Annotated in this window: 5 protein-coding genes; all 5 read left to right on the forward strand. The window is 59.7% G+C overall.

The window, feature by feature from the left end; translation table 11 throughout:
* Positions 1 to 7 precede the first annotated feature (7 nt).
* The 5 genes from D8U70_RS27655 (at position 8) to D8U70_RS27675 (ending at position 13100) form a co-directional block, all read left to right on the forward strand.
* Positions 8 to 4489, forward strand: a complete 4482-nt coding sequence (locus D8U70_RS27655) for a SpvB/TcaC N-terminal domain-containing protein (protein WP_130930210.1) — start codon at positions 8 to 10, stop codon at positions 4487 to 4489.
* Complete coding sequence (locus tag D8U70_RS27660) at positions 4486 to 7212, forward strand: RHS repeat-associated core domain-containing protein (protein WP_130930211.1); 2727 nt, start codon at positions 4486 to 4488, stop codon at positions 7210 to 7212. Before D8U70_RS27655 ends, D8U70_RS27660 begins: the two co-directional genes overlap by 4 nt.
* Before the next feature lie 54 nt (positions 7213 to 7266).
* On the forward strand, positions 7267 to 9927 hold the full coding sequence (locus tag D8U70_RS27665) for an RHS repeat-associated core domain-containing protein (protein WP_130930212.1): 2661 nt from the start codon (positions 7267 to 7269) through the stop codon (positions 9925 to 9927).
* Between the two features lie 84 nt (positions 9928 to 10011).
* Positions 10012 to 11772: an ATP-binding protein gene (locus D8U70_RS27670; RefSeq protein WP_125917718.1), complete on the forward strand. Its 1761-nt coding sequence runs from the start codon at positions 10012 to 10014 to the stop codon at positions 11770 to 11772.
* On the forward strand, positions 11772 to 13100 hold the full coding sequence (locus tag D8U70_RS27675; RefSeq protein WP_130930213.1) for a sigma-54 dependent transcriptional regulator: 1329 nt from the start codon (positions 11772 to 11774) through the stop codon (positions 13098 to 13100). Before D8U70_RS27670 ends, D8U70_RS27675 begins: the two co-directional genes overlap by 1 nt.
* The last annotated feature ends 285 nt before the right edge of the window (positions 13101 to 13385 follow it).

Below are 13385 nucleotides of genomic sequence, written 5' to 3' on the forward strand. Positions count from 1 at the left end.
CTCGACCATGGCCGATCAAGACCTCAGCATCACAGCTCCCTCCATCGCCAAGAGCTCATCGATCGCCACCATCGGCAAGAGCTGGAGCGCCGTCGGTCCCACCGCCTCGGCTGGATGCGAATTGCCGATTCCGCTATCGAGCGGTCGTGGTTACGATCCGCAAATATCCCTGTCAATCAACAGCCAGAGCGGTAACAGCCCGTTTGGCCTCGGTTGCAACCTGGGCCTGAGCCAGATCAGCCGCCGCACCAATAAAGGTGTTCCACGTTATACCGAGCACGATGAAATCATCGGGCATGACGGCGAGGTATGGATGCCGGAGCTCGATGATGCCGGAAACCTGAAGTCGCGCACGGAACACAGCTACAGGGATCGCCCCATTCCTGAGCACAACGTCGTGATCTACCGGGCGCGGATCGAAAGTGATTTTTCCCTGCGCGAATGCTGGCATCCGGCTGACGGTGGAGCCCCTTTCTGGCTGATCCACGGCGCCGACGGTACGTTGCATGTCTACGGCAAAACCAGCGCCTCACGCCGTGCCGACCCCGACGACGAATCGCGCATCAGTAGCTGGCTGCTGTGTGAAAGCATGAATGACCATGGCGAACACATCTGCTACGAGTACAAGGCCGACGATCAGCCTGACGAGCAAGACCCCATTCACGACTACCGCGCCCAGCGCTATCTGCGCCGGGTGTGTTACGGCAATGCCACGGCGAGCGATCGCCTTTACAGCTGGGACACTGACCGGCCGACGGATCTGCCATGGCATTTTCAACTGGTGTTCGATTACGGCGAACGCAGCAGTTCGCTGACGGAGACCCCGAGCTACGAAGAAGTGAACCGCTGGCGGCTGCGACCGGATCCGTTTTCCACCTATGGCCAGGGTTTTGAACTGAGCACCCGCAGGCTGTGCCAGCAAGTGTTGATGTTTCATCACTTCCCCGAAGGGCTGGCGACAGAGGCAAAACTTGCACGTCGCCTGCTGCTGGAATATCGACCGATCCAGAACCCTGCGCAGTGGGCCTACAGCCAGATCAGCGCGGCGCACTATCAGGCCTTCGATGCGCAAGGCAATGTCGAGCACTCACCGCCGCTAGAGTTCGAATACTCGCCCTTCGAGATCAATCAGACACCCGCACGCCTGTTGGAAAACGAGACTCAACCGGGCATCGAAGACGGCGGGTTCTATCAATGCGTCGATCTGTATGGCGAGGGCGTGCCGGGCTTTCTCTGCCGCTACAACAACGCCTGGTATTACCGTGAACCGCTGCGCGCGGCGCCTGGTACCGAACTGATCGGTTACGGCCCATGGGCTCTGCTGGACAAGATCCCGGTGGCAGATCGCAACCGCGCCGTGGCGCAACTGCTTGATCTGACCGGCGACGGCCGCCTGGACCTGATCATCGCCCGGTTGGGTTACTGCGGGTTTCATGCGCTGAATGCGCAGCGGCAATTCGAATTGTTCAGCGCGTTCGACACGTTTCCCCGGGAACACCAGGATCTGACTTTGACCATGGGGGATTTCAGCGGCGACGGGCTGATGTCAGCGGCCAGCTTCAGCCCCGACCGCGTGCGCCTCTATGCCAGCCTGCGCGAAAAAGGCTTCGCCGCCGCACAGGAAATCCCCCATGAATACGCAGACGACCGTCTGCCAGTGTTCAGCAACTCGCGAACAGAACTGGTGCTTCTGGGCAACCTGCTCGGCAGCGACATGCCCGAGCTGTGCCGCATCCGCCATGACGAGGTCCGCTGCTGGCCGAATCTTGGTCATGGCAAATTCGGAAAAGGTCGCAAGATCAGCGCCCTGCCCTTCACCCATGAAGAATTCGACGCCTCGCGAGTACGTCTGGCCGATCTCGATGGCTCCGGCGCGCCCGCGCTGATCTATCTCAACTCCGAAGGGTTCGACATTTACCTGAACCGGGGCGGCAACGGCCTGGAGCAGATTCCCGTCAGCGTGCCGTGGCCTGAAGACGTGCGCTATGACCGTTTGTGCCAGGTCAGTTTCGCCGACCTGCAAGGCCTCGGTTGCGCCAGCCTGATTCTGACGGTGCCGCATATCCAGCCGCGGCATTGGCGCTACGATTTTGTTGCAGCCAAGCCCTACCTGCTGGTCAACAGTAACAACAACATGGGCTGTTCCAGCAGCGTGACTTATCGCAGCTCGGCTCAGGAATGGCTGGATGAAAAGGAGCGGCTGCTGGCGCTTGAGCGTGCACCGGTATGTCACCTGCCATTTCCGCTGGCCGTGGTGAAAAAACAGGAGCAGCACGACGAGATCACCGGCAACCGGTTGACCCAGTCGTTCACTTGGCGCGAAGGGTTCTACGACGGCAGGGAGAGGGAATTTCGCGGGTTCGGCTACTTGCAGCAACTTGACTGCGAGGTTGGAACCGATCCTTCAGAGCCTGGCTTCAGCGAGCCGGTGCAAACATGCACCTGGTTTCACAACGGTCAGGAAATCAATCGCTCCCGCGACGATTATTTCAGCGCGGATGTGGACGCCTGCCCGTTGGGCGAAACCCTGTTCAGTCGTTACCACCCCAAAGGTGAAATCGATGAGCCCGTCACCCCGGAGGGCTCCGACAGTCGCTATCGGATTGCGCAGGCACTGGTTGGCTCGGTCGCTCGAACAGAAATTTTCCCCTACCGCGCCGATGCGCAGGCGCCCGGTGCAGCCGCACTGTACTCGGTAGAAGAGAAGCGCTATCTGGTTCGCGAGGTGCGGCCGCAGGGGCTATATGCCGCAGCCGTTCTGCTGCCCCTTCAGGTCGAAGCCATCAGCTATCAGTACGACGGTTTTATCAACGACCCGCTGTGCCGCCACGATGTCACCCTGCGCTGGAACGCTTATGGCGCCGCGACCCACGCACTTACGGTGAGCTATGCGCGCAGGTTGACCGCCCAGAGCCCGCCCCCCTTCACCGAAGACCATCTGAATCAATGGTGGTCCGACGCTCACGACGAGGCGCAGCAATACTTTTACATCAGTGAAACCCGTGCACGTCTGATCAATCTGCCAGAGCCACAGCAATGGCGATTGGGCTTGCCGTATCTGGAACGGGGCGATGCGCTGAAATTGGCCAAAGGTACGCTCCCCGGCGAGTTGAACCCGGCACGGGTGTCTTTCGAATCACTGAGAGAGCTGCAGGATACGCAAGAATGGGCCATGGAAAGGGTACTGACTTCGCAATCCATACAGCGCTATGTGGACGTAGAAGGTACTGAACTGGATGACGGCGTCGCCGGATTCGAAGCGCTGTCGCACTCTCTGGAGCTTGCCCTGCTGGATAAAACCGCGCTGGACGCTTACAGCATTGTGCCGGACCTGAATATCCGCGAGGCCCTCGCGGCAATTGGTTACTCACCCATGCAACTGCTGTTCGAAGCACCGCCCAGCGAGGAACCAAACCTCTGGTCGTCGCGGTTCAATCTGGCCCGGTACGGCGACTTGCAAGCGTTCTACAACGTGCTCGATTTCAATGAAACGCCAAGCCATGGCGTGACCAAAGCCGAATACGATCAACACTATCTGACGGTCATGCGCATGGAATTGCCCGACGGTTGTGCCGTTCAGGTCGCGGAGTTCGATTATCACGCCCTGAAACCCAAGCGAATCACCGACGCCAATGACAACACTGAAGAAGTCATCTACGAGCCTTCCGGTCAGCCACTGATCATCAGCTTTCACGGTACCGAGAACGGCAAACCTGCCGGATTCGACAAGCTGACCGATGACTGGACCTTGCCGGATCCCAGTCCGGAATACGCCATTGAGTTTCCGGAAGATACCGTAGGACACGCAGCGAGCACTCTGCACAAAAACCTTTTCAGCTGGATGGGCCTGATACCCGCCTCCACACTTCAAAGCCGCTCGATCGAGCAAGGTGACCTGTTGCCCGGCGGGCATATCCGTGCCAGCGCACGTCGCCGGCTTGCGCGAAATCCCGGTCTGACGACTGAAGACCGGCAATTGCTCATGGCCATCGAACTGGCTTACCGAGAACCGGTTCACACCGTAGTGCTCAGCGCCGACCGCTATCCGTACGACGCCATAAAGGCGCAGATCCAGATCGTCAAAACCTGCGTCGACGGCTTTGGTCGAGTACTGCAAACCCAGCAGAAGGTCGATCCGGGGTTGGCTTATGTGGTGGGTGAGGATGGTGAGTTGCTCATCGAAGAAGGTGAGCAACCGACGCAGACACGCTGGCGCATCAGTGAACGCGTCGAATACAACAACAAAGGTCTGCCGCAGCGCCAATACCGGCCGTTTTTCGCCAACACCCACCGCTACGTCAATGATCAATCGCTGCGCCAACTCGGGTTGTTCGATCAGCTGTTCTATGACGCAACGGGGCGTCCGATCAAGCTGATCAACGCCAAGGGCGACTTTTCCCGCGAGACTTATCATCCCTGGTATCACGCCAGTGAGGACTTCAACGACACCGCTGAAGAGGTGATGTTTACGCGCGGGTCAGGCTCATGACCGCCTCCGCGCATTGGCGCACGCCTTCGCTGACAGCCAGCGACGGACGTGGCCTGCCAGTCCGTCAGGTCGCTTATTTGCGTACCGTGGCGGGTGACACGCCGAAAGCTCTCGTGACCCGCCAGCGCCACGATGTCGCCGGGCGCCTGGTCGCGCAACAGGATCCGCGCCTGCCGACAGCAAACACAACCAGCGTGTTTGCGCTGAACGATATCGCCGTGTTTACCAACAGCCAGGATAGCGGCTGGCGCCTGCTGCTGCCGGGCAGGGCCGGGGAGCCCGGACACCGTTGGGATGAGCGCGGGCACGTCTGGCAGTCGACCTTTGACGAGCAATTGCGCGTGGTGCAGCTCGAAGTTTCGGGAAACGGCGAAAATCAGTTCGATACCTTCACGTACGCCCCAGGCTCTGCGGGAGCGGGCTCCAACCTGCGCGGCCGGTTGATCCGGCAGACAGATCCGTCAGGTTCGCTGGACATCACCGGCTATGCCCTCACCGGACAGGCACTGGTGGAAAAGCGCACTTTTCACGATAACGAAGCGTTCACCAGCCATCAGGTGTTCAGTCCGCTTGGCGCCGTACTTGAACAGACCGATGCCGGCGGCCATCGTAGAGCATCGCGCTACGGTCTCGCCGGGCAACTCAGGCAAATGGAACTGCAAGTCGAGACGAAAGTCACGCAGGTCTTGCTGGATGCGCAGTACAACGCCAACAATCAGCTCACCTCGCAACTGGCCGGTAACGGCGTCCTGAGTCAGTGGACGTATGATCCGGCCGATGGACGCCTGCATACGCGCACCAGTCAGAAAACCGCTCACTCCAGATTGCAGGATCTGCAATATTTATACGATCGCGTCGGCAATATCATGCGCATCGAAGACCACGCCTTCGAGCCCGTCTGGTTCGCCAATCAACGGGTCGACGGCCACCGCGAATTCAGCTACGACTCCCTGTACCGGTTGGTCCGCGCGACCGGTCATGACGACGCGCTGCCCCCGGACATTCCCGGCCTGCCGCGACCGCCCGACGAGAAAAACCGCCTCAACTACACCCAGACGTATAGCTACGACGATGGCGGCAACCTGATCGAACTGCGTCATCAGCGCGACGGCGCCAGCCGCACCCGGCGCATGTGCATCGACGATCAAAGCAATCGCGGGGTGCGCTGGGAAACGGGCGACGAGCCGCCGGACTTCGGTACCTGCTTCGACCCGCACGGCAATCAACGCAAGCTGCGCCACGGTCCGTCATTGCAATGGAGCAGGCGTGATGAGCTGGAGCGCGTGGATCTGGTTATCCGTCAGGACAGCGATAACGATGCCGAGTATTACCAGTACAGCGCCGGCCAGCGGGTCCTCAAATGTCATGAATGGTTTACCGACAAGGTCCGCCACTTCCACCAGGTGCGCTACCTGCCGGGGCTGGAAATTCGCAGCAAGGACAACGGCGAGGAGCTGCACATCATCAGCCTCGGTAACGCGCGCTGCCTGCATTGGGCGCAACGTTCAGCGCCGATAGACGACCAGATGCGTTACACCCTCGAAGACCACCTCGGCTCTTGCGTGATGGAGCTCAATGAAGACGCTGTGGTCACCAGCGCAGAAGGCTATTACCCGTTCGGCGAAACCGCGTGGATGGCGCCGGAATCGGAAATCGAATACCGCTTCATCCGATATTCCGGTAAGGAAATGGATTTCAGCGGTTTGTACTACTACGGCGCCCGCTATTACGCGCCGTGGTTGCAGCGTTGGGTCAGTGCGGACCCGGCGGGGGATGTGGATGGGTTGAATCTGTATGGTTTTGTCGGTAACAACCCGATTCTGTTCATCGATAACGACGGTAACAAAAAAGACTTACCGTCTGACGTCAGGCAGGACATCGCGACCTACGCAAAAGTCCTGGATAACCTGGGCAATGAGCTGCAAACGTACAATCGGCAATTGAACGGACTGTTCAGCGCTACGGACATTTCCAAACGCATGGCCATAAACACAGGCTTCAACATTGGCAAGGGAGTTGCCACCACGACAGCAGGGAAAGGCGGCGAAGCACTTGGGACGCTGATATTGCCCGGAGTCGGGACATTTATCGGAGGGATCGTCGCCTCAAAAATCTCCGGCGCGGCAATCGACAAACTCGGCGAAATTACAACTGTTTCCACTCCCGTCCTGCCCAATGCCAAAAAACTGAATCCCGAGAGCATTCACAGCAACGCCACAACAGGCATTTTAACCCCTCTGAGATACGCAAAAAAAATAGCCAGATCATATGATCCTCGGACTTCCGAGGGAGCAAACAAGCTGATCGAAACAGTGGCCGAGAAAACGCTCAGCAAGTTTGCGCAGATACCCGCTGCAAGTGACATGATGGCCATTGCTTACTCTGGAAAGGACACAGCCACAGCGCTGGCTGGTTTAAGGGATATCGAAATTGATGACCTCGAGGCAGCGTTGGGTTTGATTATCGACCTGCTTGAACAGGACCAAAGCGACATCAATGCGGCTTTCAGCGAAATCGGAGTCAACGAATTTTATGACCAAGGTCTGGTGGGCTCATTCGGTTATGCGCTGGATCTTGCAACAGGTAGCGTCGGAACCCAGAACTCCAGCTCAATCAGCCGGGATCGGATCAAGAAAGAAATTTCCTTGCGCATGGCCGAAGCAAGGCGCGGTATCGAGTTGATTGGCAGATATCGCCAATACAACGGTCAAAAGACGGCGTAAACAAGTTCGCCTGCCTTCAGGCAGTTTTACCGTGGTTCTGCGCCTGGATAAATCATGAGCACCTGGCCCTTGAATAGATCAACGCATATCCATACGCCAAGCGTGCAGGTCAAGGATCCCCGGGCTTTGGTCGTCAGGCATATTGCCTATCTGTGTGCAACGACGCATGGAGAAATCAAGCCCCTGATCACCTGCCAGACTCACAACCCTGCCGGGCGCCTGCTAGAAAAACGGGATCCGCGCTTATCTGCACCCAACCTCACTACTCACTACTCGCTCAACGGCATCGTGTTGAAAATCGACAGCGTCGATGCCGGCTGGCGTTTGGTACTGCCGGGACTGGCCGGTGAGCCTCGGCAACGTTGGGACGAGCGCGGCCATGCCTGGCGATCGACCTTTGACGACCAGCTGCGTGTCGTCAGACTCCAGGTCACCAGAAAGGATGAGGAGGAAGAGGAAGAGGTCGAAACTTTCCTCTACGCCGGTGGCGCCGACACCACCAACCACAACCTGCGCGGACGGTTGATCAAGCAAACCGATGCGTCTGGTGTTCTGGCGATATCCAGCTATTCCCTCGCCGGCCAGCCGATGCAGGAAACCCGAACTTTCCAGGACACACAGGCTTTCACCAGCCATCAGGTGTTCAGCCCGCTGGGCACGGTGCTGGAGCAAACCGATGCCGGCGGCCATCGCAGAGCATCGCGCTACGGTCTCGCCGGGCAACTCAGGCAAATGGAACTGCAAGTCGAGACGAAAGTCACGCAGGTCTTGCTGGATGCGCGGTACAACGCCAACAATCAGATCACCTCGCAACTGGCCGGTAACGGTGTCCTGAGTCAGTGGACGTATGACCCGGCCGATGGACGCCTGCATACGCGCACCAGTAAGAAAACCGCTCACTCCAGATTGCAGGATCTGCAATATTTCTACGATCGCGTCGGCAATATCATCCGCATCGAAGACCACGCCTTCGAGCCAACCTGGTTCGCCAATCAACGGGTCGACGGCCACCGTGAATTCGACTACGACTCCCTGTACCGCCTGATCCGCGCGACCGGTCATGACGACGCCCTGCCCCCGGACATTCCTGGCCTGCCGCGACCGCCCGACGAGCGAAACCGCCTCAATTACACCCAGACGTATAGCTACGACGACGGCGGCAATCTGACCGAATTGCGTCATCAGCGCGACGGCAACAGTCGTACCCGCACGATGTACATCGACCAGAAAAGCAATCGCGGGGTGCGCTGGGAAACGGGCGACGAGCCGCCGGACTTCGATATGTGGTTCGACCCCCATGGCAATCAACGCAAGCTGCGCCACGGTCCGTCATTGCAATGGAGCAGGCGTGATGAGCTGGAGCGCGTGGATCTGGTTATCCGTCAGGACAGCGATAACGATGCCGAGTATTACCAGTACAGCGCCGGCCAGCGGGTCCTCAAATGTCATGAATGGTTTACCGACAAGGTCCGCCACTTCCACCAGGTGCGCTACCTGCCGGGGCTGGAAATTCGCAGCAAGGACAACGGCGAGGAGCTGCACATCATCAGCCTCGGTAACGCGCGCTGCCTGCATTGGGCGCAACGTTCAGCGCCGATAGACGACCAGATGCGTTACACCCTCGAAGACCACCTCGGCTCTTGCGTGATGGAGCTCAATGAAGACGCTGTGGTCACCAGCGCAGAAGGCTATTACCCGTTCGGCGAAACCGCGTGGATGGCGCCGGAGTCGGAAATCGAATACCGCTTTATCCGGTATTCCGGCAAGGAAATGGATGTCAGCGGTTTGTACTACTACGGCGCCCGCTATTACGCGCCGTGGTTGCAGCGCTGGGTCAGTGCGGACCCGGCGGGGGATGTAGACGGTTTGAATCTGTATGGATTCGTCGGTAACAACCCGATCGTTCATGTCGATCAGACCGGTGCCTCCAAAGTGGTGTTTGACCTGGTCAGAAAAGCGGTGGGTATTTTTGATCAAGCGCAAACTGCGGCGGAGCAATTGCACAACCTGACCACCGAGTTCGATGGCCTGATTCCTGAAGGCCAGAACATCGAGGAGGTGCGCAAAAGCATGACGTTCGGCAAATTCATCACCTCCCGGGCCGGCATCAAATCGGTCTTTTACGGTATCGGCAAAGGCATCGCGATCGGCAGTGTCATCGGCACCGTAGTACCCGGAATCGGCAACGCCATCGGTTCCGGCGCAGGGGCAATCGCGGGGGCAATAGTGTTTCCGGTATTGCGTTACCACTTCTTCAAGAAAGGTTTGAAAGCAGCGCAGACATTGCAGACCCAAGAGCTCAAGGACGGGCTGAAAACGCTGGGCGACGGCGCTGCAAAAGCCGTCGACGGCGCGGGGGCTCTTCTTGATGGAGGTGCTGCGCTTATCGACAGCATCAAGACCTTCACGGATAACCTCAGCAGCTACTCCGAGCACATCCAGAAGATGTTCTATGCCCAACTGGACGCACTGGATGCAGAAAAACAGCGTCAGGTCATGAAGCTGTCCAGGAATGGTGTAGACCCGTTCGAAGCCATCGACAAAGTCATGCAAACCGCACAGGCAATCATCGAAGCGCCGAGCGAGGCGCAAGGCGTGACTGAACGACTGCAGCAACTGGAGCGCTCGCTCGCTGCCGAACCTCAGGCAAGACCGGTGCCGAAGCCGAGGTTGAATCTTGTGCATCGACGTCAGGTACAGGAGACAGCTGTTTAGCAGACACGGCCGGCGCGAACAGCGCGCCCGGCCATCTCGGCCCATGCTATCGTGCCCGCCCGTCCTGCCGACCTTTGATCCAGCATGCTGCCGACTTCCCGTACCCTGCGTCTGTCGTTGTATTCCCTGCTGATCATTGCCGGCACGGTCATTGCCGCGACGCTCGCCATGCGCCACGCCGAGCGTCAGGCGCTGGAAGAAGACGCGGCCCGCGCCAATCAGCAACTGGGGTTGTACGCCAACTCCTTGCACACCCTGATCGACCGCTATCGCGCCCTGCCCGCCGTGCTGGCGCTGGACCCGCAATTGCGTTCGGCCCTGGCCGGACCGGTCGATGCTGCGCAGCAAGCGGCATTGAATGTGAAGCTGGAAAAGATCAACGGTGCGGCGCAGTCCTCGACCCTTGAACTGCTGGATCGTACAGGCCTGGCCGTGGCCGCCAGCAACTGGCGCTTGCCCAGCAGTTACGTTGGCCACAATTACGGCTTCCGTCCCTACTTCAGCCAGACCCGCACCCAAGGCACCGGGCGTTTTTACGCAGTGGGCGTGACCAGCGGCATTCCCGGCTATTTCCTTTCCAGCGCCGTACTTGGCGACAACGACGAGTTTCTCGGCGCGATGGTGGTCAAGCTGGAATTTCCCGAACTGGAACGTGAATGGAGCCAGGGCAGCGACACGCTGCTGGTCAGCGATGCACGCGGCATCATCTTTATCGCCAATCAGCCGGGCTGGCGTTATCGCGCCTTGCGGCCGTTGAGCGCCGATGATCTGGCTGAGATCAAAACCACGCGTCAGTACGACAAGCAATCGCTGCTGCCGCTGACCCATTTGCCGCTACGGCGCTTCGATGACAACAGCGATCTGCGCCGGGTCGAAGGTCCACAAGGCACGGCGGATTATTTGTGGGAATCGCTGCCGCTGACGACCGAAGGCTGGACCCTGCATCTGCTGCGCCGCCCGCAAGTGGCCTTCGAGGACTTGCGCAACGCCGCGCTGGCCGCCGCCGGTGTGTGGCTGGCGCTGGTGTTCTTGTTGCTGTTTCTCAATCAGCGCTGGCGGCTGGCCAAGGTCCGTCAGCGCAATCGCGAAGAACTCGAGCGTTTGGTCGAGGAGCGCACCCGCGATTTGCGCACCGCGCAGGAAGGCCTGGTGCAGTCGGCCAAACTCGCCGCGCTGGGGCAGATGTCCGCCGCGCTGGCCCACGAAATCAATCAACCGCTGACCGCCCAGCGCATGCAACTGGCGACTCTGCGCCTGCTGCTCGAACATGGCCGCGTCGATGACGCCTACAAGGCGCTGAAACCGGTGGACGACATGCTCACGCGCATGGCTGCCCTCACCGGCCACCTCAAGACCTTCGCCCGCAAAAGCCCGAGCGGCTTGCGCGAACGTCTGGATCTGGCGACGGTGGTCGATCAATCGCTGCAACTGCTCGATGCGCGCCTGCGTGACGAGCAGGTCAGCCTGGTGCTGCATCTGACCCGTCCGGCGTGGGTGCGCGGTGATGCGATTCGTCTGGAACAAGTGTTGATCAATTTGCTGCGCAACGCGCTGGATGCGATGCAGGGTAAAGCCTGCAAGCGCCTGGAAATTCGTCTGGAGGCCGATGAACAATTGTGGCGCCTCAGCGTCAGCGACAACGGCGGCGGCATTGCCGAGGAACATCTGGGCCAGGTGTTCGATCCGTTCTTTACCACCAAACCGGTGGGCGATGGTCTGGGTCTGGGGCTGGCGGTATCCTTCGCCATCGTGCATGAATCCGGCGGGCGCCTGAGCGTCGAGAATGGCGACCACGGCGCGGTGTTCAGCCTGACCCTGCCAATCGATCTGGAGGCACACATCTGATGCTCAATTCGGTGATGGTGGTCGACGACGAAAGCAGCATTCGCAACGCCGTTGAACAGTGGCTGAGCCTGTCGGGGTTTCAGGTGCAATTGTTCAGCCGGGCCGAAGAATGCCTCGCCGCGCTCCCGGAACATTTTGCCGGGGTGATCCTCAGCGACGTGCGCATGCCCGGCATGGACGGTTTGCAACTGCTCGCCGAAGTGCAACAGCGCGACGCCGATCTGCCGGTGATTCTGCTTACCGGCCATGGCGATGTGCCGATGGCGGTCGAAGCCATGCGCGATGGCGCCTACGACTTTCTGGAAAAACCGTTCAGCCCGGAAACCCTGCTCGGCAGCCTGCGCCGGGCGCTGGACAAACGCCGCCTGGTCCTGGAAAACCGTGCCTTGCACGAACTGGCCGACAACCGCGCAAAGCTCGATGCGACGCTGCTCGGCGTGTCCCGCGGCTTGCAGACATTGCGTCGGCAGGTGCTGGATCTGGCGACGTTGCCGGTCAACGTGCTGATCCGGGGCGAAACCGGCAGCGGCAAGGAACTGGTCGCGCGTTGCCTGCATGATTTCGGCCCGCGCGCCGGTAAACCTTTCGTGGCGCTGAACTGCGCGGCGATCCCGGAGCAACTGTTCGAGGCCGAGCTGTTCGGCCATGAGAGCGGCGCGTTTACCGGCGCCTCGGGCAAACGTATCGGCAAGCTGGAATATGCCGATGGCGGCACGCTGTTTCTCGACGAGATCGAGAGCATGCCGCTGGCCCAGCAGGTGAAATTGCTGCGGGTCTTGCAGGAGCAAAAGCTTGAACGGCTGGGTTCGAACCAGAGCATTCGCGTTGATTTGCGCATTGTCGCGGCGACCAAACCGGATCTGCTCGATGAAGCCCGCGCCGGGCGTTTTCGTGAGGACCTGGCGTATCGCCTCAACGTTGCAGAACTGCGCTTGCCGCCGCTGCGCGATCGCCGCGAAGACATTCCGTTGCTGTTCGAGACCTTCGCGCAGAATGCCGCTCAGCGTCTGGGCCGGACCTTTCCGCCGTTGACCGGTGCGCAGCTCAGTCACCTGCTCAGCCATGACTGGCCGGGCAATGTGCGCGAACTGGCCAACGTCGCGGAACGTCAGGTATTGGGGCTCGATGAACCGGTCGCCGGAATCGATCCGGGGCAATCGCTGGCGGCGCAGCAGGAAGCGTTCGAAGCGCAATGTCTGCGCGCGGCGCTGACCCGGCACAAGGGTGATGTCAAAGCCGTGCTCGAAGAACTGCAACTGCCGCGCCGCACCTTCAATGAAAAGATGCAGCGGCATGGGTTGAGTCGGGAGATGTTTCTGGCGGAGTGAGGCAGAGATTGTGGTGTAGCTCAAATCCATCCCCCTCACCCCAGCCCTCTCCCCCAGGGGGGCGAGTGGGAAGGGAGCCGATCTCCATGCTTTCCCGAATCTGTATTCGACTCGATATTGCAGGTCGATGTAACCCACAAGAACACCTCGGTCAGTCCCCTCTCCCTCTGGGAGAGGGCTAGGGTGAGGGGCTTTTGATCTTCACGCGGTAAGCGGAAATCCGCTCACTCAACCCAATCAGTCGGCACAAATCCGCTCACTCCTCCCCGCCCCCCCCTCTCTCTT

This window comes from Pseudomonas sp. Sample_20, from assembly GCF_004307585.1.
In the GTDB taxonomy this organism is placed as follows: domain Bacteria; phylum Pseudomonadota; class Gammaproteobacteria; order Pseudomonadales; family Pseudomonadaceae; genus Aquipseudomonas; species Aquipseudomonas atacamensis.

Coding starts and splice junctions, on each gene's coding strand:
- D8U70_RS27660 (WP_130930211.1), top strand. CDS start 4,486: ATGACCGCCTCCGCGCATTGGCGCACGCCTTCGCTGACAGCCAGCGAC.
- D8U70_RS27665 (WP_130930212.1), top strand. CDS start 7,267: ATGAGCACCTGGCCCTTGAATAGATCAACGCATATCCATACGCCAAGC.
- D8U70_RS27655 (WP_130930210.1), top strand. CDS start 8: ATGGCCGATCAAGACCTCAGCATCACAGCTCCCTCCATCGCCAAGAGC.
- D8U70_RS27670 (WP_125917718.1), top strand. CDS start 10,012: ATGCTGCCGACTTCCCGTACCCTGCGTCTGTCGTTGTATTCCCTGCTG.
- D8U70_RS27675 (WP_130930213.1), top strand. CDS start 11,772: ATGCTCAATTCGGTGATGGTGGTCGACGACGAAAGCAGCATTCGCAAC.